Below are 22,246 nucleotides of genomic sequence, written 5' to 3'. Positions count from 1 at the left end.
GCCACGACGTTATCGGCACGCCCGGCAGCGCAATAGGGACCAAAGTCCCTGAACGTCGCCACCCCGATTTCGGCTGGACAACGGGCGCATACTTATCGTGATGACTGGACCTGAGCACCAGCCCCGAAAACCCGTGATCCTGACCGTCGACGACGATCCCGCGGTGTCGCGTGCCGTGGCGCGCGACCTCCGTCGGCACTACGGCGAGAAGTTCCGCATCGTGCGTGCGGAGTCGGGACCCGATGCGCTGGAGACGCTGAACGAACTGAAGCTGCGCGGGGAGACGGTGGCGGTCTTCGTCGCCGACTACCGGATGCCGCAGATGAGTGGCATCGAGTTCCTGGAAGCCGCGATGGACATCTTCCCGATGGCCCGCCGCGTGCTGCTGACCGCCTACGCCGACACCCACGCCGCCATCGACGCGATCAACGTCGTCGACCTCGACCACTACCTGCTCAAGCCGTGGGATCCGCCGGAGGAGAAGCTCTACCCGGTGATCGACGCCCTGATCGATGCGTGGCGGTCCACCGGCGACCGGGCCATTCCGCACACGAAGATCATCGGCCACCCGTGGAGCGCACGCTCCTCGGAGGTGCGAGAGTTCCTGGCCCGAAACCGCCTGTACTACACGTGGTTCCGGTCCGACGAACCCAAGGGCGCCGCACTGTTGGAGGCTGCGGGCCAGGACGGTCTGACGCTGCCGGTGGTCATCACCGAACAGGGCGAGACGCTGGTCGACCCGAGCGACGCCGAGCTGGCCGCGACGCTGGGCCTGACGACCACACCGTCGGGCGACTTCTACGATCTGGTCGTCATCGGTGGCGGGCCCGCGGGCCTGGCCGCCGCGGTGTACGGCGCCTCGGAGGGCCTCAAGACCGTCCTCATCGAGCGCACCGCGACCGGCGGGCAGGCCGGGCAGAGCTCACGCATCGAGAACTACCTCGGTTTCCCCGACGGCCTGTCCGGCGCGCAGCTGGCCGAACGCGCACGGCGCCAGGCCGAGAAGTTCGAGGCCGAGCTGATCACCGCCGCCGAGGTGACCAAGCTGGAGGTCGACGGCAACGCGCGCACCATCCATCTCTCGGACGGCCGCACGATCGGCACCCGTGCGGTCATCCTGGCGATGGGCGTCGAGTACCGGCAGCTGGCCGCCGACGGGTGCGACGGACTGACCGGTGCGGGCGTGTACTACGGCGCGACGGCGTCGGTGGCGGCCGAATGCGACGACGACGAGGTCTTCGTCATCGGAGGCGCCAACTCGGCCGGGCAGGCCGCGATGTTCCTGGCCCGCACCGCCAAGACGGTGAACATCGTCATCCGGCGCACGCTCGAAGATTCCATGTCGCACTACCTGATTCAGCAGATCCGGGCGCAGGACAACATCCGGGAGATGCCGAACACCGTCGTGCACGCGGTCAAGGGCGACGGCCACCTCGAGGGCATCTGCCTGGAGAACACCCAGACCGGTGAGCGCGAAGAGCACAAGTGCGGGCGGATGTTCATCTTCATCGGCGCCGAGCCCCGCACGGACTGGCTCGACGGCGTGGTCGTGCGCGACGACCACGGCTTCATCCTGTCCGGGCCCGATCTGCGCGACGTGAGCGGCTGGACGCTGGAACGCCCGCCGCACCACCTGGAGTCGAGCGTGCCGGGCGTGTTCGTCGCCGGCGACGTCCGGGCGGAGTCCGCCAAGCGGGTGGCGGCCGCCGTCGGCGAGGGCTCCATGGCGGTGATGCTCGTGCACCGGTATCTGGCCGAGACGTAAGCCGTCCCGCATGACCACGTGCAACATCGACGAGCTTCGCGACCTGTTCCTCTTCGAGGGGCTCACCGATGCCCAGCTGATGTCGCTGTGCACCAACGGCCGCGTCGAGACGTTCCCGGCCGGGCAGCTGTGCCGCGAAGGTGAGCCCGCGGCGTCCTTCTACGTGCTGCTCGACGGCGAGATCGCGTTGTCGAAGCGATCCGGCGCCCGCGACATCGACATCTGGCGGGCGTCCACGCCGGGGTCGTATTGCGGTGCGTGGTCGGCGTTCCTGCTCGACGAGGAGACCACCTACGAGAACACCGCGACGCTGACCCGGCCGTCCCGGCTGCTGATCCTCGACGCGACCGTGCTGGGCAACTTCCTCGTCCGGGAGTTCCCGATGGCGACCCATCTGCTGGTGGGGCACTCCCACGGCCGGTTCCACCAGCGCCGCATCCTCGGCCCGCACGACCGGCTCGTCCAGCTGGGCCAGCTGACGGCCGGGCTGACCCACGAGCTGAACAACCCGGCCGCGGCCGCGGTGCGCGCGGCCAACGGGCTGCGCACGCAGATCGCCGGTCTGCGCCACCGCCGCGCCGAGGTCCCCGAGGCGGCGCTGTCCGCCGAGGCGATGACATCCCTGGTCGAACTGCAGGATCGTGTCGCCGAACTCGCGGGCAAGCCGAGCGATCTGACCTCGGTGCAGAAGTCCGATCTAGAAGAGGCGCTGGGCCAGTGGCTGGAGGACCGCGGTGTGGCCGACGCGTGGGAGCACGCGGCCACCTTCGCCGAGGCCGGCCTCGACATCGACTGGATGGAACGCATCTCGGCCTCGCCGTGCTGCGCCACCCCCAACCGGCTCACCCCCGTCATCCGCTGGCTGGCCGGCACCGCCGAGACCGAGCTGCTGCTGACCGAGATCACCGATGCGACCCGGCGCATCAACACCCTCGTCGGCCAGGCCAAGCAGTACACCCAGCTCGACCGCGCGCCGTGGGACACCTCCGACGTCCACGAACTGCTGGAGGCGACGCTGGCGATGTTCTCGCACCGTCTCGACGGCGTCGAGGTGGTCCGCGACTTCGATCCGGCGCTGCCCGCGCTGCCCTGCTATCCGGCCGAGTTGAACCAGGTGTGGACGCATCTGATCGCGAACGCACTGGATGCGCTCGGCGACGCACCCGGGGTGCTGGCCCTGCGCACCCGCCGCGAACAGGACATGGTCCGCGTCGAGGTGTGCGACTCCGGCGCGGGGATCCCCGACGATCTCCTGGCCCGCATCTTCGACCCGTTCTTCACCACCAAGCCGTTCGGTGAGGGCACCGGTCTGGGCCTGGACATCGCCGCTCGCATCGTGGATCGCCATCGCGGCAGTCTGTGGGCGGAATCAAACCCGGGCGATACGCGTTTCATTACGTCACTGCCCCTCACTCCTGCTGCCGAGGCATAGGAAGGACCCAGCCATGGGCGAGAAGTGTCTGCCCGACGAGCTCCGCAGCCTGTTCCTGTTCGAGAAGCTCAACGACGAACAGTTGCAGACCCTGTGCGAGAACGGGCACATCGCCACGTTCGAGCCGGGGCCCATCCACACCGAGGGTGATCCGGCGACCTGCTTCTACGTGCTGATCGACGGCGAGTTGGTGATGTCGAAGCGCTCCGGCGGGGTGGACATCGAGACGAACCGGACCTCGCAGCGCGGTGTGTACTGCGGCGCGTGGTCGGCCTACATCCCCGGCGAGGACCCGGTCTATCAGGCCTCCGTACGGGTCACCCGCCCATCGCGCTTCTTCGTGCTGGACGCGTCGGCCTTCGCGTCGTTCATGCAGCGGGAGTTCCCGATGGCCGTGCACCTGTTGGAGGGGCACATGGTCGGCGGGATGCGCCAACGTCAGATCATCGACACCCGGGAGAAGCTGCTGGCTCTCGGCCAGCTGTCGGCGGGGCTGACCCACCAGCTCAACAACCCGGCCGGCGCTACCGCCCGCGCCGTGGCCGACCTGCGCGAGGGCGTGGGCAAGATGCGGCACAAACTTGCCATGCTCGCCGACGGCAAATTCACCCCTGAGGCGCTGCGGGTGCTGATCAGCATCCAGGACGAGGTCGCCGAGCAGGTGGCCAAGTCGAAGGCCCAGGAGCTCACCGCACTGGAGACCGCCGACCGGGAGGACCAGATCGGCGACTGGCTCGAATCCCACGGAATCTCGTCGGCCTGGGACTACGCCCCGACCTTCGTCGAGGCCGGCCTCGACGTGGACTGGCTCGAACGTGTCGAGGCCTCGATCGACGACGTCGACTGCTCGGCGACACTGCCCGGCGCGATCGGCTGGCTGAAGTACACCATCGACAACGAACTGCTGATGAATCAGATCGCCGAGGCGAGCAAGCGCATCTCGGCGCTGCTGGCCGGCGCGAAGCAGTACTCGCAGATGGATCGCGCCGAGTACCAGAAGATCAACATCCACGAGCTGCTGTTCAGCACGGTCAAGACGATCTTCGGGGACAAGCTCGGCAAGGACAAGGTGAACCTGGTCTGGGATAAGGACAAGACGCTGCCCGAATTGCTCTGCTACCCGGGCGATCTCAACCAGGTGTGGACGAACCTCATCGACAACGCGATCCAGGCGATGAACGGCCAGGGCACGTTGACGATCCGCACGATGCGGGAGAACGAGGACATGATCCGGGTCGAGATCAACGACGACGGCCCCGGCATCGCCGAGGACATCATCGAGCGCATCTTCACACCGTTCTTCACCACGAAGCCGTTCGGGGAAGGCACCGGGCTCGGCCTGGATCTGGCGTGGCGCATCGTCGTGGAGAAGCACAAGGGCAACCTGTCGGTGCAGTCGCAGCCGGGTGACACGACGTTCAGCGTGTGCCTGCCGCTGCAGGCTCCTGCTCCGGAGAACTACACCGCCGTCGGCCGCGACGAGGACTGACCCGATGACCGACGCGAAGCCCGACCTCGGCTCCTTCGGGTCCTTCGGCCGCGGGGTGACCCCCCAGCAGGCCGCTGAGATCGAGGCGCTCGGGTACGGCGCCGTGTGGGTCGGCGGGTCGCCGCCTGCCGAACTCGACTGGGTCGAACCACTGCTCGACGCCACCACCACGCTGAAGGTGGCCACCGGCATCGTCAACATCTGGACCGCCGAGGCCGGTCCCGTCGCCGAGTCGTTCCACCGCATCGAGGCCGCCCACCCCGGCCGGTTCCTGCTCGGTATCGGCGTCGGCCACCCCGAGGCGCACCAGCAGTACCGCAAGCCGATCGACGCGCTGGTCGAGTACCTGGACGCCCTCGACCGACACAGGGTGCCGAAGGGACGCCGCGTGGTGGCCGCGCTCGGACCCAGAGTTCTGCAACTGTCGGCCGCCCGCTCGGCCGGAGCGCACCCGTATCTGACCACCCCCGAACACACCGCCAGGGCGCGGGAGCTGATAGGGCCCGAGGCGTTCCTGGCCCCCGAGCACAAGGTGATCCTGAGTGCTCCGGATCCGGCGGACGCGGACAAGGCCCGCGAGGTCGGGCGCAGGGCCCTGGAGGTGTACCTGAACCTGGCCAACTATCTCAACAGTTGGAAGCGGTTGGGATTCAGTGATCAGGACGTCGCGAAACCGGGTAGTGACCGTCTGGTGGACGCCGTCGTCGCCTACGGCACCGTCGACGCCATCGCGGCCCGGCTCAGGGAGCACCTCGACGCCGGCGCCGACCACGTGCCCGTGCAGGTGCTGACCGGTTCCGAGAAGCTGGTGCCTGCGCTGGCCGAACTGGCCGGACCTCTGGGACTGAAGGGGACCTGACGAAATGGGGAACGATGACCGAGGCTGACGACAACTCCGACGGTCCTTCGCTGAAGCCCGCACAGGGCCGCTACGGGGTGTGGACCGGTGCGCCGGTGTCTCCCGAGCAAGCGGTGGAGATCGAGAAGCTGGGCTACGGCACCGTCTGGGTGGGCGCGTCTCCGGCCGCTGACCTCGCGTTCGTCGAACCCATCCTGGAGAAGACCGAGACGCTGCAGGTGGCGACCGGGATCGTGAACATCTGGACCGCCGAGGCCGGTGAGGTGGCGGAGTCCTACCACCGCATCGAGGACGCGTTCCCCGGCCGGTTCCTGCTCGGCGTCGGCGTCGGCCATCCCGAGCACACCCAGGAGTACACCAAGCCGTACGACGCGCTGGTGCAGTACCTCGACAAGCTGGACACCGCGAAGGTGCCGACCAGCCGCCGCGTGGTGGCCGCACTGGGTCCTCAGGTCCTCAAGCTCGCGGCGCAGCGCAGCGCCGGTGCCCATCCGTACCTGACGACGCCCGTGCACACCGGCCAGGCCCGCGAGCAGCTCGGTCCGACGGTGTTCCTGGCGCCCGAACACAAGGTGGTGCTGACCAACGACGCGGACCGGGCCCGCGAGATCGGCCGCGAGACGGTCGACTTCTACCTCGGCCTGTCGAATTACCTGAACAACTGGAAGCGGCTCGGATTCACCGAGGAGGACCTCGTCCGACCCGGTAGCGACCGCTTCATCGACTCCGTCGTGGCCTACGGGTCCCCCGACCAGATCGCGGCGCGGCTGTCCGAGCATCTCGCGGCCGGCGCGGACCATGTGGCGATCCAGGTGCTCGGCGGGGAAGACGAGCTGCTGTCGACGCTCGAAGAGCTGGCAGGCCCGCTGGGCATCACCGGCTGACCCGGTCAGGGTTTGATCGTCGTCTCCTCATCGATGACCGCCATCGCGTCGGTCAGCGCCTGCTGTTGATTAATGGGTCCCTGGGCGTCCAGGGCCAGCAGATAGGTGTGTTCCCGGCCGGGGATCACCACGGTCTTGCGGGCCACGAAGGTGGGCGCCCCGTCGATCTGGGCCCGCCCGGCGATCGCCGTCGCGTCGAACCCGTCCAGGGTGCCGGCGTTCCCGGCGTCGGGCCCGGACCAGCCGGGCAGCCGCGTCAGCGCGTTGGGCGCGAGGTCGAGGATCTCTGCGGGGTCGAAAGTGCCGCCCTCCAGCCGTGCCATGCGGGCGATGATCGCCGGCGGGTTCGGGGTGCCCTTCGCCGCGGCGAGGTAGATGGCTCCGTAGGCGTCTTTCGGGATGTCGCCGCCCACGTCGGCCCAGCCCTCGGGCATGGGTAGGCCGAGCTCGGGGGCTTCCGCGTCGCCGCGCGTGACCAGGGTCTGCGTGACGCCGTTGGCGGTCAAATACTCCGCGACCGTCTGACCATCGGCCGCGGCAGCGGGCGGCGATCCGGCCGCCGACGATTCCGCCGCCGACGTTTCCGGCGGGGCCGAGGACGCGGCGTCCTCCCCGCCGGACCCACAGCCTGCGACGACGAGGGCGACGGCGAGGCCGGCCGCCGCGAGGGCACTCGGTGATGCGGGAGAGCGCATGTCGTCCCCTTCGCGTCGACGGACGAGTTCGAGAGAAACACACGGACGCGGATTTCACGATCGATTGGACTAGATAGGGTCGGTGGCATGCGGTTGCTGGTCACCGGCGGGGCGGGGTTCATCGGCGCCAACTTCGTCCGCGCGACGGTGCGGGAGCGCCCCGAGGTGCGCGTCACGGTGCTGGACTCGCTGACGTACGCGGGGAGCCGCGAGGCGCTGGCCGGGGTGGATTCCGACATCCGTCTCGAACAGGCCGACCTCACCGACGCCGGCGTCGTGACCAGGCTCGTCGCCGACTCCGACGCGGTCGTGCACTTCGCGGCCGAGACTCACGTCGACAACGCCCTGGCCGATCCGGAGCCGTTCGTCCGCTCGAACGTGCTCGGAACATTCACCGTGCTGGAAGCGGTGCGGCAGGCGAGTGCCTCGAAACCGATTCGGCTGCACCATGTCTCGACCGATGAGGTGTACGGCGACCTGAGCCTCGACGATCCCGCGCGGTTCACCGAGTCGACGCCGTACAACCCGTCGAGCCCGTACTCGGCGACCAAAGCCGCCTCGGACATGCTGGTGCGGGCGTGGGTGCGGTCCTACGGGGTCGCGGCCACGTTGTCGAACTGCTCGAACAACTACGGGCCGTTCCAGCACGTGGAGAAGTTCATCCCACGCCAGATCACCAACGTGCTGACGGGGCGGCGCCCCAAGCTGTACGGCACCGGCGCGAATGTGCGCGACTGGATCCACGTCGACGACCACAACAGCGCGGTCTGGCGGATCCTGGCCGACGGGGCGGTCGGCCGCACCTACCTGATCGGTGCCGACGGCGAACGCGACAACCTGTCGGTGATGCAGACGATCCTGCGGCTGATGGACCGCTCGCCCGACGATTTCGACCATGTCACCGACCGGGTCGGACACGACCTGCGCTACGCCATCGACCCCGGGCCGCTGCGCGACGAGCTGGGCTGGCGGCCGGTGCACACCGACTTCGAGGCGGGGTTGCGCGAGACGATCGCGTGGTATCGCGACAACGAATCCTGGTGGGCGCCGCTCAAAGACGCCGTGGAGTCGACGTATGAGGGCCGGCGGCAGTGAACGTCCGCGAGCTCGCGGTTCCCGGGGCGTGGGAGGTCACGCCCGTCGTCCACGCCGACCCGCGGGGGGCGTTCTTCGAGTGGTTCACCGACGACGGGTTCACCTCGATGACCGGGCACCGGCTCGATCTGCGGCAGGCGAACTGTTCGGTGTCCCAGGCCGGCGTGCTGCGCGGCGTGCACTTCGCGCAGCTGCCGCCGAGCCAGGCGAAGTACGTGACGTGTATGCGCGGGGCGGTCGTCGACGTCGTGGTCGACATTCGTGTGGGGTCACCGACGTTCGGCAGGTGGGACGCGGTGACGCTGGACGACGGGTCGCATCGCGCGGTCTACCTGTCCGAGGGCCTCGGACACGCGTTCCTGGCACTGCAGGACGACAGCGTGGTGAACTATTTGTGTTCGGCCGGCTACGACCCCGCGCGCGAACACACCATCAATCCCCTGGACCCCGACCTGGCCATCGACTGGCCGTGGGACGCCGAGCCGATCCTGTCCGATCGCGACCGCGACGCCCCCTCCCTCGCGCAGGTGCAGGACCGCGGACTGCTCCCGACCTGGGACCAGACGCAGGCCTTCGCCGACGAGCTGCGCCGACGCCATCGCTGACACGGGAATCGAGAGCGGGTTCACCGCCGGAGTCTTGCGGAGCCGTGAGGTGCATTACTAGGATGTCCAAGTATCTCAGCTCGGACTCTCTGGAAGGCTTGAGCATGTCCACACGGATCCCCCACTTCATCGACGGCAAGCGCAGCGAGCTGGCGTCCACACGCACCGCCGATGTCCTCAACCCGAGCACCGGCGAGGTGCAGGCCCAGGTGCTGCTGGCCAGCACCGCCGACGTCGACACCGCGGTGGCCACGGCCGTCGAGGCGCAGAAGGAGTGGGCCGCGTGGAACCCGCAGCGCCGCGCCCGCGTGATGATGAAGTTCATCGACCTGGTCAACCAGAACGTCGACGAGCTGGCCGAGCTGCTGAGCCTGGAGCACGGTAAGACGATCGCCGACTCCAAGGGCGACATTCAGCGCGGCGTCGAGGTCATCGAGTTCGCGATCGGCATCCCGCATCTGCTCAAGGGTGAATTCACCGAGGGCGCCGGCGGCGGCATCGACGTGTACTCCATCCGCCAGCCGCTCGGTGTGGTCGCGGGCATCACCCCGTTCAACTTCCCCGCCATGATCCCGCTGTGGAAGGCCGGTCCCGCGCTCGCGTGCGGAAACGCGTTCATCCTCAAGCCTTCCGAGCGCGACCCGTCGGTTCCGGTGCGCCTGGCCGAGCTGTTCCTCGAGGCCGGCCTGCCCGCCGGTGTCTTCCAGGTCGTGCAGGGCGACAAGGAGGCGGTCGACGCGATCCTGCACCATCCCGACATCCAGGCCGTCGGCTTCGTCGGCAGCTCGGACATCGCGCAGTACATCTATTCGACGGCCGCGGCCAACGGCAAGCGGTCCCAGTGCTTCGGCGGCGCCAAGAACCACATGATCGTGCTGCCCGACGCCGACCTCGACCAGGCCGTCGACGCCCTGATCGGCGCGGGCTACGGCAGCGCCGGTGAGCGGTGCATGGCGATCAGCGTCGCGGTCCCCGTCGGGGAGGAGACGGCCAACCGTCTGCGTAACCGCTTGGTGGAGAGGGTGAATCAGCTGCGGGTGGGCCACAGCCTGGACCCGAAGGCCGACTACGGGCCGCTGGTCACCGGCGCGGCCCTGGAGCGGGTCCGCGACTACATCGGTCAGGGTGTCGAGGCCGGCGCCGAACTGGTCGTCGACGGACGTGAACGCGCCAGCGACGAGATGACCTTCGACGACAACAGCCTGGAGGGCGGCTACTTCATCGGCCCCACCCTGTTCGACCATGTCACCACCGACATGTCGATCTACACCGACGAGATCTTCGGCCCGGTGCTGTGCATCGTGCGCGCCACCGATTACGAAGAGGCGCTGAAGCTCCCTTCGGAGCACGAGTACGGCAACGGGGTGGCGATCTTCACCCGCGACGGCGACGCGGCCCGCGACTTCGTCTCCCGCGTGCAGGTCGGCATGGTGGGTGTCAACGTGCCGATCCCGGTTCCGGTGGCCTACCACACCTTCGGCGGCTGGAAGCGTTCCGGTTTCGGTGACCTCAACCAGCACGGGCCGGCGTCGATCCAGTTCTACACCAAGGTAAAGACCGTCACCGAGCGCTGGCCGTCGGGCATCAAGGATGGCGCGGAGTTCGTCATCCCCACGATGAAATAACCGGCCGAGAACACTGCGAGCATGGATCTCTTCGGGCTGGACGACGACGAGCGGGTCATCGCCGAGACGGCGGCCGCGTTCGCCGAGAAGCGGCTGGCGCCACACGCTCTCGAGTGGGACCAGACGCACCACTTCCCGACCGACGTGCTGCGGGAGGCCGCCGAACTCGGGATGGCGGCGATCTACTGCCGCGACGACGTCGGCGGCAGCGGACTGCGCCGCATCGACGCCGTGCGCATCTTCGAGCAGCTCGCCACCGCCGACCCGACGATGGCGGCGTTCCTGTCGATCCACAACATGTGCGCGTGGATGGTCGACAGCTTCGGCACCGAGGAGCAGCGCAAGACCTGGGTGCCGAAGCTGGCCTCGATGGACGCCATCGCGAGCTACTGCCTGACCGAACCCGGGGCCGGTTCCGATGCGGCCGCGCTGCGGACCAAGGCGGTGCGTTCCGGTGACGAATGGGTGCTCGACGGAGTCAAGCAGTTCATCTCCGGTGCCGGATCCTCGGACGTGTACGTCGTGATGGCACGCACGGGAAGCGAAGGGCCGAAAGGCATCTCGGCGTTCGTCGTACCGAAGGACACACCGGGGCTGAGCTTCGGGGCCAACGAGGAGAAGATGGGCTGGAACGCTCAGCCCACCGCGCAGGTCGTCTTCGACGGGGCGCGGGTCCCCGCTGACGCCATCCTCGGTGGCGCCGAGGGCGAGGGCAGCGGCTTCGGCATCGCGATGAAGGGGCTCAACGGCGGGCGCATCAACATCGCGGCGTGTTCGCTCGGCGGCGCCCAGGCCGCCTACGACAAGGCCCTGTCGTACCTGGCCGACCGGCAGGCGTTCGGGGGTTCGCTACTCGACGAGCCCACCATCCGCTTCACCCTGGCCGACATGGCCACCGCACTGCAGACGTCCCGCACCCTGTTGTGGCGCGCCGCAACGGCTCTCGACGACGACCACCCCGACCGGGTGGAGCTCTGCGCGATGGCCAAGCGCCACGTCACCGACGCGTGTTTCGAGGTCGCCGACCAGGCGCTGCAGTTGCACGGCGGCTACGGCTATCTGCGGGAGTACGGGCTGGAGAAGATCGTGCGCGATCTGCGGGTGCACCGCATCCTTGAGGGAACCAACGAAATCATGCGGGTGGTCATCGGGCGCGCCGCGGCGTCCCGCGCCCGCGCAATCTGACCAGAGAGATGTGAGATGACGACGATCGCGTTCCTGGGCCTGGGCAACATGGGCGGGCCGATGGCGGCCAACCTGGTGTCGGCCGGCCACACCGTGCAGGGCTTCGACCCGGTGGCCGCACTGAAGGACGCCGCGCAGGCCAACGGTATCGGCGTGCACGACAGTGGCGCCGCCGCGGTGGCCGACGCCGACGTCGTCATCACGTCCCTGCCCAACGGCGCCATCGTGAAGGCCGCCTACGCCGAGGTCCTGCCTGCCGCCAAAGACGGTGCGCTGCTGATCGATACGTCGACGATCTCCGTCGACGACGCACGCAGCATCCACGCCCAGGCGATCGAGCGCGGGCTCGCCCAGCTCGACGCCCCGGTCTCCGGCGGCATCAAGGGCGCGACCGCAGGCACGCTGGCGTTCATGGTCGGCGGCGAGGACGAGGCGGTGGAACGCGCCAAGCCGGTCCTGGAACCCATGGCGGGCAAGATCATCCACTGCGGCGCATCCGGGGCCGGCCAGGCCGCGAAGCTGTGCAACAACATGGTGCTCGCGGTGCAGCAGATCGCCATCGGTGAGGCGTTCGTGCTCGCCGAGAAGCTCGGGCTGCCCGCACAGTCGCTGTTCGACGTCATCACCGGTGCGACCGGCAACTGCTGGTCAGTGCACACGAATTGTCCTGTGCCGGGCCCTGTCCCGACGTCACCTGCCAACAACGACTTCAAGCCGGGCTTCGCGACGGCGCTGATGAACAAGGACCTCGGGCTGGCGATGGACGCTGTGAACTCCACGGGATCGTCGGCGCCGCTGGGCACCCATGCCGCCGAGATCTACGCCAGGTTCGCAGAGTCCGATCCGACCCACGCGACGCTGGACTTCAGCGCGATCATCGAAGCCCTGCGCGGCTGAGGCCTCGTCGGCTCGCCTGCATCACTCCCCCTGCATCATTCAGCTGCATCATTCAGCTGCGTCATTCACCGATGGGGCCCAGCAGGATCTGCTGAATCACGGGGCGGGCGAAGCGGATCAGCTCGTCGTGGCTGAGAGTGGCCACCGCGGGGTTGGCGAGGACGTACCGCGTGGTCGCCAAGCCGAGCACGAAGGCGCCCATCAAACCGGCCCGTTGCGCCGGATGATCCGGGGTCACCGCAGCCAGCGCGGGAGCCACCTGGGTCGCGAAGACCACCCGCAGGCGCTCCACCGCGGACTCGCTCGTCATCGCCGCGCGCAGCAGCGCGACGAAGGTGGTGTCCTGCTCCCATACGGCGAAGAACCGCGACAGCAGGACGTCGGCGACGTCATCGGTGGCGACCGTGCTCAGGTCGGGCAGGTCGAGCCGGAACTCCGCGGCCTCGGCGAACAACTCCTGCTTACTGCCGAAGTACCGGATGATCAGCGCGGGATCCACCCCGACGTCGGAGGCGACGGCCCGCAGGGTGGTCCCCTGATACCCCTCGGATCCGAACCGCAGGCGGGCCGCCGTCAGGATGTCGGCGCGCGTCTGCGGCGCATTGCGCGACCGGCCCGTTGTCATTCGCGCAAGGATATGCCCCCGCGCACGACGGAGACGTCAGGCGGCGGTGGGGCGCGGGTGCGTCTCGTGCCAGCTGTCGTGCATGCGCTGACAGTCGGCGACGCGCAGCGGGGTCGCCTCCGCGCCGTCGACGAGAATCGTCGGCAGTCCGGCGGCCGTGGCCATGCGCTGACTCGCCTGCGACCCCGCGAACACAAGCGAATCGTGGGCCCGTGCACCGAGTTCGGCCAGCGCGGTCCGGTAGAGCGCACCGCGCGGGACGTCGTCGGCGGTGACCACCGCACCCGCCACGCCCTCACCGATCAGTTGGCGTACCAGGGGTTCCACCCAGGTGTGGTGGCCGCAGCTCACGACCCCGACCCCGACGCCGGCGCCGTAGGCCTCGGCGATCAGGTCGACCATCCCGGGCCGCGCGCTGATGTCGGAGTCCAGGATCGTCTCGTCGAGGATCATCGCCTTCGTCGCACAGATCTCGTCGACGAGCAGCTCGGCGAGCACGTCGCACTCGCTGCTGACCCCGCGCTTGCGCAGTTCGGCGGCGACGCGGCGACGCTCGTCCGGGAGCGCCAGCAGTTGCCGGTACCGGGCCGGCGACCACTCGATGTCGAGCCCGAGTTCGGCGAACGCCGCGTTGAAAGCAGGCCGGTGGCCCGCGTTCTCGATGTCGGCGAGCGCGTCGAGATCGAAGATCACGGCGCCGAGCTTGGTCAGGGGCTTGGCCTGCGCGTCACCGGGCTGTGAGGCTCCGGACGGCCAATCCCACCAGAACCGACCGGCGCGCCATGCTTTCTGCTGTGTGGGTTGCACGGATCAAATGGTGTCCCACGTCACAGCGGCGTCGCTTCCCCCGTGCGGGGGATTCTCCGGGCCAAGTTGGGGGGAGACCGGCCGCTGCGGCCCTATGGTGGGGCCATGGCTGCCGACCCGGTGCGCATCGTGCTGGTCGACGACCACGAGATGGTCATCGAGGGGCTCAAGGCGATGCTCGCGGCCTTCGGCAGCCGGGTGACGGTGGTGGGGCAGGCGGTCGGCGCCGACCGGGTGATGAGTGTGGTCGCCGATCTGGATCCCGACATCGTGCTGTGCGATGTGCGGATGCAGGGGTCCAGCGGACTGGACGTCTGCGCGCAGCTGCGGCAGCGCGAACCCGACCGCAAAGTCGTGATGCTCTCGGTCTACGACGACGAGCAGTATCTCTTCCAGGCGCTCCGGGTCGGCGCCTCCGGGTACCTGCTCAAGAGCATCAGCAGCGAGGAACTGGTCAAGCAGCTCGAGCTGGTCCACGCCGGCCAGACCGCGATCGACCCGAGCATGGCGGCCAGGGCGGCCGACACCGCCGCGCGCATGCAGCGCGACGAGTTCTGGCCCGGCGCCCGCCGGGGACTGACCCAGCGCGAGAGCGAGATCCTCGCGCTCGTGGTCAACGGGCTGTCGAACCGGGCCATCGCCGCCAAACTCGTGATCGGCGACGAGACCGTCAAGACCCACCTCAGCTCGATCTACCGCAAGCTCAGCGTCAGCGACCGCACCGGTGCGGTCGCCACCGCCCTGCGCGAAGGCATCTACCAGTGACGCGCCCCGTGCTGACCGCCGACCGAGAGCTCGCGCTGCTGCGTGAACTCATCGAGGCCGCCTCCAGCGGACCCGGCGTCGAGCCACTGGCCGCCGCAGCCGCCCGGATGATCACCGCGGCCACCGACAGCGACGTGTGCTTCGTGCACGTGCTCGACGACACCGAGCGCTCGCTGACCCTCGCGGGTGCGACCCCGCCGTTCGACTCCGAGGTCGGCAAGATCAGACTGCCGCTGGGACAGGGCATTTCGGGCTGGGTGGCCAGCCACCAGGAACCGGTGGTGATCCGCAAGGACAAGGAGTCCGACCCGCGCTACCTGCCGTTCCGGTCGCTGCGCGGCCGCGATTTCACGTCGATGGTGTCGGTGCCGATGCAGACCGACCCGGGCGGGCTGGTCGGGGTGCTCAACGTGCACACCGTGGCCGAGCGCGACTTCGGTGACCGCGATGTCGAACTGCTGCTGGTGATCGGGCGGCTGATCGCGGGCTCGATGCACCAGGCCCGTCTGCACCGCCAGCTCGTGGCCCGCGAACGCGCGCACGAGAACTTCGTCGAGCAGGTGATCGAAGCCCAGGAGCTGGAACGCCGACGGCTCGCCGGCGACATCCACGACGGCATCTCCCAGCGCCTGGTCACGCTGTCCTACCGGCTCGATGCCGCCGCGCAGGCGGCGAAGTCCCCCGACGACCGTGCCGCGCTGACCGAACAACTGGACCGTGCGCGCGAACTCATCGATCTGACGCTGCAGGAGGCCCGTGCCGCCATCAGCGGCCTGCGGCCCCCGGTGCTCGACGACCTCGGCCTGTCGGGCGGACTCGCCAGCCTGGCCAGGTCGATCCCCCAGATCGCCATCGACGTCGAGCTCGCCGAGGACCGCGTGCCCGACCACATCGAACTCGCGCTCTACCGCATCGCGCAGGAATGCCTGCAGAACGTGGTCAAACACGCCAGGGCCGACCATGCCCGGCTGACCTTCGCAGTCGACAGGTCCGACAACGGCGGGGTCGCGCGGCTGGAGATCGTCGACGACGGGGTCGGATTCGACACGCTGGAACACCCGCTCGGCAGCGACGAGATGGGCGGCTACGGGCTGCTGTCGATGGCCGAGCGCGCCGAGATCGTCGGCGGCAGACTCAACATCCGGTCGCGTCCGGGCAACGGCACCGCGGTGACGGCGACGATCCCGCTGCCCTCGGGCGCGGACCGTTAGAAGTCGCCCGCGCTGCGGCGCAGGGTCTCGATCGCCTCGGCCAGGGTGCGCGACTGGGCGTCGGAGATCCCGATGTCGCCGAAGACATCCTTGTTCAGGGTCACCGTCGCGTCCTCGACCGTCGAGCGCCCCAGCTCGGTGATCTGGACCAGCGTGGTGCGGCCGTCGGTGGGGTGGGGCAGGCGTTCCACCAGACCGTCGGCCTCCAGCCGCCGGATGGCGTGGGTGACGCTCGTGACGTGCACCTGCAGGCGGTCGGAGGCCTTGGTGATCGGCAGCGCACCGGTGCGGCTGAATGCCAGCAGCCGCAGCAGCTCGTAGCGCGAGAAGCTCAGATCGTAGGGCCGCAACGCGGTCTCGACGCGGGCCAGCAGTATCTGGTGGGCCCGCATCACCGAGGTCACCGCCACCATGCCGTCGGCGACATCGCCCCAACCCGACCGGTCCCAGTTGTCCCGGGCGACCGCGATCGGGTCGCGCTTGTCGGCACGCTGGTGTGAGGGCACGCCCCTTTATAGCCGCTTTTTCAGCAGCCGCGAATCAGCTCAGTCGGTGCGCGCGGTCAGGATGCGGGGCCCGTCGTCGGTCACCGCGACGGTGTGCTCCCAGTGCGCGGCGCGCGACCCGTCGGTCGTGACGACGGTCCACCCGTCGTCGAGGACGGCTGTCTTCCTGGTTCCGAGCGTCAGCATCGGTTCGATCGCCAGCACCGATCCGGGGGCGAGGTAGGGCCCGCGGCCGGGCGAACCCTCGTTGGGCAGGAACGGGTCCATGTGCATCTCGCGACCGATGCCGTGGCCGCCGTAGCCCGCGACGATGCCGAACCTGCGTCCGTGGCGGGTCTCGGCCGCCTTCGTGCCGTTCTCGATGGCGTGCGAGACGTCGGTCAGCCGGTTGCCGGGCACCATGGCCGCGATCCCGGCCTCCATCGACTCGCGCGTCGCCGCGGACAGTGCGTCGTCGGCGGGGATGAGCGCGCCGACGCCGAACGTGAACGCCGAGTCGCCGTGCCAGCCGTCGAGGATCGCGCCGCAGTCGATCGACACGAGGTCCCCGGCGACGAGTTTCTCGTCGGCGTCGGGGATGCCGTGCACGACGCGGTCGTTGACCGACGAGCAGATCGTGGCCGGGAAGCCGTGGTAGCCGAGGAACGACGGCACCCCGCCGCCGTCGCGGATCACGGATTCGGCGACCCTGTCGAGGTCCAGCGTGGACACCCCGGGCGCCGCAGCAGCCTGGACCGCCTTGAGCGCCGCCGCCACCAGGGCGCCGGCGGCCGCCATCGCGTCCAGCTCACCCGCGGTGCGTTGGGGAACGACCTTGCGGCTGCGCAGTCCGGGCAGTGAGACCATCTAGCGGCCGAGGGCCTTCAGCGCACGCTCGAACACCTCGTCGAGCTCACCGACGGCGTCGACCGTCTTGAGGTCGTCGGAGTAGAAGTCCAGCAGTGGGGCGGTCTCGTCGCGGTAGACCTTGAACCGGTTACGGATCACGTCTTCGGTGTCGTCGGCGCGGCCGCGGCCCTTCAACCGGTCCACCAGCTCCTCTTCGGGCACCCGGAACTCCAGGACTGCGTCGAGCGTCAGACCGCGCTTGTCGAGCATGTCGGCCAGCGCCTTGGCCTGCTCGACCGAGCGCGGGAACCCGTCGAGGATGAATCCCTCTTTGGCGTCGTCGTCATCGAGACGGTCGTCGACCAGCGCGTTGGTGAGCGTCGCCGGGACGAGGTCGCCGGCGTCGAGGTACTTCTTGGCCTCGACACCCAGCTCGGTGTTGTTGCTGATGTTGTAGCGAAACAGGTCGCCGGTGGAGACGTGGGGGACGCCGAGCTTGTCGGCCAGCTTCTGGGCCTGTGTTCCCTTGCCCGCGCCCGGCGGTCCCAACAACACGATTCTCAACTTAAGAACCCTCTCTCACTTCAGGAAACCCTCGTAGTTGCGCTGCATCAGCTGGCTTTCGATCTGCTTGACGGTGTCGAGGCCGACGCCGACGGCGATCAGGACCGCGGTGCCGCCGAACGGCAGGTTCTGCACGGACCCGGTGTTGCCGATCTCCAGGAACAGGTTCGGCAGGACGGCGATGACGCCCAGGTAGATCGAGCCCGGCAGGGTGATCCTCGACAGGACGAAGCTCAGGTATTCGGCGGTCGGCTTGCCCGGGCGGATACCGGGGATGAAGCCGCCGTATTTCTTCATCTCGTCGGCACGCTCTTCGGGGTTGAACGTGATCGAGACGTAGAAGTAGGTGAAGAAGATGATCAGGCCGAAGTAGATCGCGATGTAGACCGGGCTGCTCGGGTCGGTCAGATAGTCCGCGACGAACGTCTGCCACCAGCCGGTGCTCGGCGTCGAACTGCCGCTGGTGATGAGCTGCGTGATCAGGTGCGGGATGTAGATCAGCGACGACGCGAAGATCACCGGGATGACGCCCGCCTGGTTGACCTTCAGGGGCAGGTAGGTCGAGGTGCCGCCGTACATCTTGCGGCCGACCATGCGCTTGGCGTACTGGACCGGGATGCGGCGCTGGCCCTGCTCGACGAAGACCACGCCGATGACGATCAGCAGTGCGGCCAGGCAGACCAGCGCGAAGACCATGCCGCCGCGGCTGTCGAGGATGTTCTTGCCTTCACCGGGGATCGCGGAGGCGATGCTGGCGAAGATGATCAGCGACATACCGTTGCCGACGCCACGCTCGGTGACCATCTCGCCCATCCACATGACCAGGGCGGCGCCCGCGGTCATGACGATGACGATGACGGCCAGCGTCCAAATGTTCAGGCCTTCGCTCTGGCCCTGGATGATGTCCAGCGAGCAGCCCTGCAGCAGGCCGCCGTTGGCCGCGAGCGCCACGATGCTGGTGGCCTGCAGGACCGCCAATGCGATCGCCAGGTAGCGGGTGTACTGCGTGAGCTTGGTCTGACCCGCCTGGCCCTCCTTGCGGAGCTGCTCGAAGCGCGGGATCACCACGCCGAGCAGCTGCACGATGATGCTCGCGGTGATGTAGGGCATGATGCCGACCGCGAACACGGAGAGCTGCAGCAGCGCGCCGCCGGAGAACAGGTTGATGAGCGAGTAGATCTGCCCCGACTCACCGCCGCTGACCTGTGCGATGCACTGCTGCACGTTGGGGTAGTTCACGCCCGGGGACGGGATGGACGCACCGACCCGGTAGAGGACCACGATGCCCAGGGTGAACAGGATCTTTCGCCGTAGATCGACTGTCCGCAGGGACGAGATGAAAGCCGAGAGCACTCTTTCCTCCTGCACGGCCGGGGTGTCGATCGCGGCGTGCTCGTGTGGCTGGCGTGCCAGCGTCGTGGTTAAGTCGTGTGCGCGACGGCACGAGCAGGCAAAACAGCCTGCGCACGTCGCGCGTTCGAACAGTCTACGAGACTAACAGTTGCATGTTCCCCCGCCCGAATCGTGCGTCTCAGTCACCTTCCAGATTCGGGGCGTACAGTCGGCCAGGTTGTTAACTCGTCTAATTAATAAGGGGTGACGATGCCACGCACCGAGAACGACACCTGGGACCTCGCCTCCAGCGTCGGGGCCACGGCCACGATGGTCGCCGCCGCCCGTGCGGTGGCCTCCCGCGCCGACCAGCCGGTGATCGACGATCCGTACGCCGAGCCGCTCGTGCGGGCCGTCGGCGTCGACTTCTTCACGCGCCTGGCCTCCGGCGAACTGACGACCGAAGATCTCGACACCCAGGACTCCGGCCAATCCCCTGTCGGCATGAGCCGGTTCGCCGACGGCATGGCCGCGCGCACCCGGTTCTTCGACGACTTCTTCGCCGATGCCGTCGACGCGGGGGTCCGTCAGGCGGTCATCCTCGCCTCCGGCCTGGACGCGCGGGGCTACCGGTTGACGTGGCCGTCCGACATGACGCTCTTCGAGATCGACCAGCCCGAGGTCATCGAGTTCAAAGCGACCACGCTGGCCGGGCTCGGCGCCCACCCGTCGACAGATCTCAAGACGGTCGCGGTCGACCTGCGCAACGACTGGCCCGCCGCGCTGGCCGAGGCGGGCTTCGACTCCGCCGCGCCGACAGCCTGGATCGCCGAGGGCCTGCTGGGCTACCTGCCCCCGGACGCACAGGACCGGCTGCTGGACACGATCGGTGAACTCAGCGCGCCCGGCAGCCGGCTGGCCGTCGAATCGGTGCCGTCGCATCACGACGCCGATCAGGAGGAACTGCGCGAGAAGATGCAGCAGTCGACCGACGCCTGGCGCAGTCACGGATTCGATCTCGACTTCTCCGAGCTCGTCTTCCTCGGTGACCGCAACGACGTCACCGAGTACCTGCGCGGTCAGGGCTGGACCGTCGAAGGCACTCCGACCAACGACCTGCTGGAGCGCTACGGCCTCGTCCCGCTGGACAGCGACGAGGGCTTCGCCGAGGTCGTGTACGTCAGCGCGGCCAAGTAGTCGGCCGACGCCATGGCGCGCACCGAGGGTGACACCTGGGATCTCGCCTCCAGCGTCGGGGCGACGGCGACGATGGTCGCCGCCGCTCGCGCGGTGGCCGGCCGCGAACCCGAGCCGTTGATCGACGATCCGTTCGCCGCACCGCTGGTGCGTGCGGTCGGCGTCGAGTTCTTCACCAAGATCGTCGACGGGGAGATCACGTTCGACAGCGGTGACGATTCCGGTGCCGCCCGGTTGATGACCGACGTGATGGCCGTCCGGACCCGGTTCTTCGACGACTTCTTCGCCGATGCCATGGCCGCCGGGCCGCCGCAGATCAGGCAGGCCGTCATCCTGGCCTCCGGCCTGGACTCCCGCGCGTACCGGCTGGACTGGCCCGCGGGTACGACGGTGTTCGAGATCGACCAGCCCGCGGTGATCGAGTTCAAGACCGGGACCCTCGCAGCCCTCGGCGCGACGCCGACGGCGTCGTTGCACACCGTCGCGGTGGATCTGCGCGAGGACTGGCCGGCGGCACTGAAGGAGGCCGGCTTCGACACATCGGCGCCGACGGCGTGGATCGCCGAGGGACTGCTGGTGTACCTGCCGCCCGAGGCTCAGGACCGGCTGTTCGACGCGATCACCGCGCTCAGTGCGCCGGGCAGCCGGCTGGCCACCGAGTACCACCCGGACGCCGGGGCGAGCATCGGCGAGCGCACCCGCGCGCTGCGGGACCAGTGGCAGGGCCACGGCTTCGGTGCCGGCATCCCCGACGTCGCCGACCTGTTCCACACCGGAGCGCGCACACCCCCGGCGGACTACCTGGCCGCGCTCGGCTGGCAGGTCAGCGCCGAGCCCCGGCCGGACGTGTTCGCGCGTTACGGCCGCGAGTTCCGGGTCACCGAAGAGCTTGCCGCGCTGCGTGATTCGATGGCGCTGACGGCGGTCACACCGGCATGATCACACCAGCACGAGGAGAGGAAGACCATGGCACGCACCGAGGGTGACACCTGGGACCTGGCCTCCAGCGTGGGCGCCACCGCGACGTCGGTCGCGGCGACGCGGGCCTTCGCCAGCCGGGGCCCCGATTCGTTGATCGACGATCCGTACGCCGAACTGCTCGTCGAGGCCGTCGGAGTACCGCATTTCGTCCAGGTGGCCAAGGGCGAGATCGACTTCCGCGTCGGTTCCGAGGACGATCCGCTCTTCGGCGCCGAGCAGATGAAAAGCCACATCGCCGTCCGCACCCGCTTCTTCGACCACTTCTTCACCGATGCGGCTGCCGCCGGTATCCGCCAGGCCGTCATCCTGGCCTCGGGTCTGGACACCCGGGCGTACCGCCTGGAATGGCCGGCAGGCACCGTCGTCTACGAGATCGACCAGCCCGCCGTGATCGAGTTCAAGACCCGCGTCCTGTCCGACGCGGGCGCCGCGCCCGCCGCCGACCGCAGGACGGTCGGTATCGACCTGCGGGAGGACTGGCCGGCAGCGCTGCGCGAGGCCGGGTTCGACCCCGGGCAGCCGACGGCGTGGATCGCCGAAGGGCTGCTGATCTATCTGCCGCCCGAGGCCCAGGATCGGTTGCTGGACAACATCACTGCGCTCAGCGCGCCGGGGAGCCGACTGGCGACCGAGCACATGGACGCCAAGGCGCTGACCGGCGACTGGGCGAAGGCGATGACCGAGCGGGCCCGCAGGCACGGCAGCGACATCGACCTCTCGGAGCTGTTCTACAGCGGGGATCGCCGGTCGGCCACCGAGCACCTGAGTGCCCAGGGGTGGCGCACCACGGTGTTGACCAGCAACGAGGCCTACACCCTCAACGGCCTCGAGCCGGTCACCGACGACCTGTTGGCGATGGTCGGGGATTCCGGTTATCTGTCCGCCGAGCTCGCCTGAGC

The 22,246-nt window shown here is 68.8% G+C and carries 22 protein-coding genes; 15 read left to right on the top strand and 7 right to left on the bottom strand.

The genetic code is table 11. The annotated features are described in order from the left end of the window. Positions 1 to 100: 100 nt before the first annotated feature. Genes FHR72_RS06835 through FHR72_RS06815 form a run of 5 tightly spaced genes read left to right on the top strand, consistent with a single transcriptional unit; the run spans position 101 to position 6,429 of the window. Positions 101 to 1,765, top strand: a complete 1,665-nt coding sequence (locus tag FHR72_RS06835; RefSeq protein ID WP_183467159.1) for an NAD(P)/FAD-dependent oxidoreductase — start codon at positions 101 to 103, stop codon at positions 1,763 to 1,765. Between the two features lie 10 nt (positions 1,766 to 1,775). Next, on the top strand, positions 1,776 to 3,197 hold the full coding sequence (locus FHR72_RS06830; protein ID WP_183467158.1) for an ATP-binding protein: 1,422 nt from the start codon (positions 1,776 to 1,778) through the stop codon (positions 3,195 to 3,197). Between the two features lie 13 nt (positions 3,198 to 3,210). Then, complete coding sequence (locus tag FHR72_RS06825; protein WP_183467157.1) at positions 3,211 to 4,686, top strand: ATP-binding protein; 1,476 nt, start codon at positions 3,211 to 3,213, stop codon at positions 4,684 to 4,686. A 4-nt stretch (positions 4,687 to 4,690) separates the two neighbouring features. Further along, positions 4,691 to 5,545, top strand: coding sequence for an LLM class F420-dependent oxidoreductase (locus tag FHR72_RS06820; RefSeq protein ID WP_183467156.1), 855 nt, complete (start codon positions 4,691 to 4,693; stop codon positions 5,543 to 5,545). Positions 5,546 to 5,559: 14 nt separating this feature from the next. Then, positions 5,560 to 6,429, top strand: a complete 870-nt coding sequence (locus tag FHR72_RS06815) for an LLM class F420-dependent oxidoreductase (RefSeq protein WP_183467155.1) — start codon at positions 5,560 to 5,562, stop codon at positions 6,427 to 6,429. 5 nt (positions 6,430 to 6,434) lie between these two features. Here the strand turns inward: FHR72_RS06815 and FHR72_RS06810 are convergent, their stop codons facing one another. Next, positions 6,435 to 7,124: an LpqN/LpqT family lipoprotein gene (locus FHR72_RS06810; protein ID WP_183467154.1), complete on the bottom strand. Its 690-nt coding sequence runs from the start codon at positions 7,122 to 7,124 to the stop codon at positions 6,435 to 6,437. Between the two features lie 87 nt (positions 7,125 to 7,211). Here FHR72_RS06810 and rfbB point away from each other — a divergent pair, with 87 nt between their 5' ends. The 5 genes from rfbB (at position 7,212) to mmsB (ending at position 12,531) form a co-directional block, all read left to right on the top strand. Continuing rightward, the gene (rfbB, locus tag FHR72_RS06805; RefSeq protein WP_183467153.1) at positions 7,212 to 8,219 is read left to right on the top strand and encodes a dTDP-glucose 4,6-dehydratase; all 1,008 of its coding nucleotides are present in this window, start codon (positions 7,212 to 7,214) and stop codon (positions 8,217 to 8,219) included. Further along, entirely contained in the window at positions 8,216 to 8,824 is a 609-nt protein-coding gene (locus FHR72_RS06800; RefSeq protein WP_183467152.1) for a dTDP-4-dehydrorhamnose 3,5-epimerase family protein, read from the top strand. Before rfbB ends, FHR72_RS06800 begins: the two co-directional genes overlap by 4 nt. Positions 8,825 to 8,928: 104 nt before the next feature. After that, the gene (locus FHR72_RS06795) at positions 8,929 to 10,449 is read left to right on the top strand and encodes a CoA-acylating methylmalonate-semialdehyde dehydrogenase (RefSeq protein ID WP_183467151.1); all 1,521 of its coding nucleotides are present in this window, start codon (positions 8,929 to 8,931) and stop codon (positions 10,447 to 10,449) included. Positions 10,450 to 10,470: 21 nt separating this feature from the next. Beyond that, positions 10,471 to 11,634: an isobutyryl-CoA dehydrogenase gene (locus FHR72_RS06790; RefSeq protein ID WP_183467150.1), complete on the top strand. Its 1,164-nt coding sequence runs from the start codon at positions 10,471 to 10,473 to the stop codon at positions 11,632 to 11,634. A 15-nt stretch (positions 11,635 to 11,649) separates the two neighbouring features. After that, entirely contained in the window at positions 11,650 to 12,531 is an 882-nt protein-coding gene (gene mmsB, locus FHR72_RS06785) for a 3-hydroxyisobutyrate dehydrogenase (RefSeq protein ID WP_183467149.1), read from the top strand. Between the two features lie 61 nt (positions 12,532 to 12,592). Here mmsB and FHR72_RS06780 read toward each other — a convergent pair whose 3' ends face one another. Beyond that, on the bottom strand, positions 12,593 to 13,156 hold the full coding sequence (locus tag FHR72_RS06780; protein ID WP_183467148.1) for a TetR/AcrR family transcriptional regulator: 564 nt from the start codon (positions 13,154 to 13,156) through the stop codon (positions 12,593 to 12,595). A 36-nt stretch (positions 13,157 to 13,192) separates the two neighbouring features. Further along, entirely contained in the window at positions 13,193 to 13,963 is a 771-nt protein-coding gene (locus FHR72_RS06775) for an HAD hydrolase-like protein (protein WP_183467147.1), read from the bottom strand. 105 nt (positions 13,964 to 14,068) lie between these two features. Between FHR72_RS06775 and FHR72_RS06770 the strand changes: the two genes are divergently transcribed. Both FHR72_RS06770 and FHR72_RS06765 read left to right on the top strand, forming a co-directional pair. Next, on the top strand, positions 14,069 to 14,728 hold the full coding sequence (locus FHR72_RS06770) for a response regulator (protein ID WP_183467146.1): 660 nt from the start codon (positions 14,069 to 14,071) through the stop codon (positions 14,726 to 14,728). Further along, positions 14,725 to 15,939 (top strand): GAF domain-containing sensor histidine kinase, encoded by a 1,215-nt coding sequence (locus tag FHR72_RS06765; RefSeq protein ID WP_183467145.1) that lies wholly within the window; start codon positions 14,725 to 14,727, stop codon positions 15,937 to 15,939. Before FHR72_RS06770 ends, FHR72_RS06765 begins: the two co-directional genes overlap by 4 nt. On the opposite strand, the gene FHR72_RS06760 is transcribed toward FHR72_RS06765, so the two are convergent. From FHR72_RS06760 to secY, 4 genes are read right to left on the bottom strand one after another with little or no spacing between them, the layout of a single operon-like run. Further along, positions 15,936 to 16,445 (bottom strand): MarR family transcriptional regulator, encoded by a 510-nt coding sequence (locus tag FHR72_RS06760; RefSeq protein ID WP_183467144.1) that lies wholly within the window; start codon positions 16,443 to 16,445, stop codon positions 15,936 to 15,938. The two genes, FHR72_RS06765 and FHR72_RS06760, sit on opposite strands and share 4 nt — an antisense overlap. Positions 16,446 to 16,484: 39 nt before the next feature. Further along, on the bottom strand, positions 16,485 to 17,291 hold the full coding sequence (map, locus tag FHR72_RS06755) for a type I methionyl aminopeptidase (protein ID WP_183467143.1): 807 nt from the start codon (positions 17,289 to 17,291) through the stop codon (positions 16,485 to 16,487). After that, positions 17,292 to 17,837, bottom strand: a complete 546-nt coding sequence (locus FHR72_RS06750) for an adenylate kinase (protein WP_183467142.1) — start codon at positions 17,835 to 17,837, stop codon at positions 17,292 to 17,294. Positions 17,838 to 17,852: 15 nt separating this feature from the next. Next, positions 17,853 to 19,190, bottom strand: a complete 1,338-nt coding sequence (gene secY, locus FHR72_RS06745; RefSeq protein WP_183467141.1) for a preprotein translocase subunit SecY — start codon at positions 19,188 to 19,190, stop codon at positions 17,853 to 17,855. A 249-nt stretch (positions 19,191 to 19,439) separates the two neighbouring features. On the opposite strand from secY, the gene FHR72_RS06740 reads away from it, so the two are divergent. The 3 genes from FHR72_RS06740 to FHR72_RS06730 are packed head-to-tail and all read left to right on the top strand — an operon-like array spanning position 19,440 to position 22,244. Then, positions 19,440 to 20,366 (top strand): class I SAM-dependent methyltransferase, encoded by a 927-nt coding sequence (locus tag FHR72_RS06740; RefSeq protein ID WP_183467140.1) that lies wholly within the window; start codon positions 19,440 to 19,442, stop codon positions 20,364 to 20,366. Between the two features lie 12 nt (positions 20,367 to 20,378). Further along, the gene (locus FHR72_RS06735) at positions 20,379 to 21,305 is read left to right on the top strand and encodes a class I SAM-dependent methyltransferase (RefSeq protein WP_183467139.1); all 927 of its coding nucleotides are present in this window, start codon (positions 20,379 to 20,381) and stop codon (positions 21,303 to 21,305) included. A 27-nt stretch (positions 21,306 to 21,332) separates the two neighbouring features. Next, a complete protein-coding gene (locus tag FHR72_RS06730; RefSeq protein WP_183467138.1) occupies positions 21,333 to 22,244 on the top strand; it encodes a class I SAM-dependent methyltransferase in 912 nt (303 codons plus the stop codon). Positions 22,245 to 22,246 lie beyond the last annotated feature (2 nt).

The organism is Mycolicibacterium iranicum (assembly GCF_014190915.1).
Classification (GTDB): domain Bacteria; phylum Actinomycetota; class Actinomycetes; order Mycobacteriales; family Mycobacteriaceae; genus Mycobacterium; species Mycobacterium iranicum_B.
Note: the sequence above shows the minus strand (reverse complement) of the source record. Positions and strands in the feature narration are given on the sequence as shown.

Excerpts from the sequence above, each read along its gene's own strand:
- FHR72_RS06835 (WP_183467159.1), top strand. The coding sequence starts at position 101 with ATGACTGGACCTGAGCACCAGCCCCGAAAACCCGTGATCCTGACCGTC.
- FHR72_RS06830 (WP_183467158.1), top strand. The coding sequence starts at position 1,776 with ATGACCACGTGCAACATCGACGAGCTTCGCGACCTGTTCCTCTTCGAG.
- FHR72_RS06825 (WP_183467157.1), top strand. The coding sequence starts at position 3,211 with ATGGGCGAGAAGTGTCTGCCCGACGAGCTCCGCAGCCTGTTCCTGTTC.
- FHR72_RS06820 (WP_183467156.1), top strand. The coding sequence starts at position 4,691 with ATGACCGACGCGAAGCCCGACCTCGGCTCCTTCGGGTCCTTCGGCCGC.
- FHR72_RS06815 (WP_183467155.1), top strand. The coding sequence starts at position 5,560 with ATGACCGAGGCTGACGACAACTCCGACGGTCCTTCGCTGAAGCCCGCA.
- FHR72_RS06810 (WP_183467154.1), bottom strand. The coding sequence starts at position 7,124 with ATGCGCTCTCCCGCATCACCGAGTGCCCTCGCGGCGGCCGGCCTCGCC.
- rfbB (WP_183467153.1), top strand. The coding sequence starts at position 7,212 with ATGCGGTTGCTGGTCACCGGCGGGGCGGGGTTCATCGGCGCCAACTTC.
- FHR72_RS06795 (WP_183467151.1), top strand. The coding sequence starts at position 8,929 with ATGTCCACACGGATCCCCCACTTCATCGACGGCAAGCGCAGCGAGCTG.
- FHR72_RS06790 (WP_183467150.1), top strand. The coding sequence starts at position 10,471 with ATGGATCTCTTCGGGCTGGACGACGACGAGCGGGTCATCGCCGAGACG.
- mmsB (WP_183467149.1), top strand. The coding sequence starts at position 11,650 with ATGACGACGATCGCGTTCCTGGGCCTGGGCAACATGGGCGGGCCGATG.
- FHR72_RS06780 (WP_183467148.1), bottom strand. The coding sequence starts at position 13,156 with ATGACAACGGGCCGGTCGCGCAATGCGCCGCAGACGCGCGCCGACATC.
- FHR72_RS06770 (WP_183467146.1), top strand. The coding sequence starts at position 14,069 with ATGGCTGCCGACCCGGTGCGCATCGTGCTGGTCGACGACCACGAGATG.
- map (WP_183467143.1), bottom strand. The coding sequence starts at position 17,291 with ATGGTCTCACTGCCCGGACTGCGCAGCCGCAAGGTCGTTCCCCAACGC.
- FHR72_RS06740 (WP_183467140.1), top strand. The coding sequence starts at position 19,440 with ATGCCACGCACCGAGAACGACACCTGGGACCTCGCCTCCAGCGTCGGG.
- FHR72_RS06735 (WP_183467139.1), top strand. The coding sequence starts at position 20,379 with ATGGCGCGCACCGAGGGTGACACCTGGGATCTCGCCTCCAGCGTCGGG.
- FHR72_RS06730 (WP_183467138.1), top strand. The coding sequence starts at position 21,333 with ATGGCACGCACCGAGGGTGACACCTGGGACCTGGCCTCCAGCGTGGGC.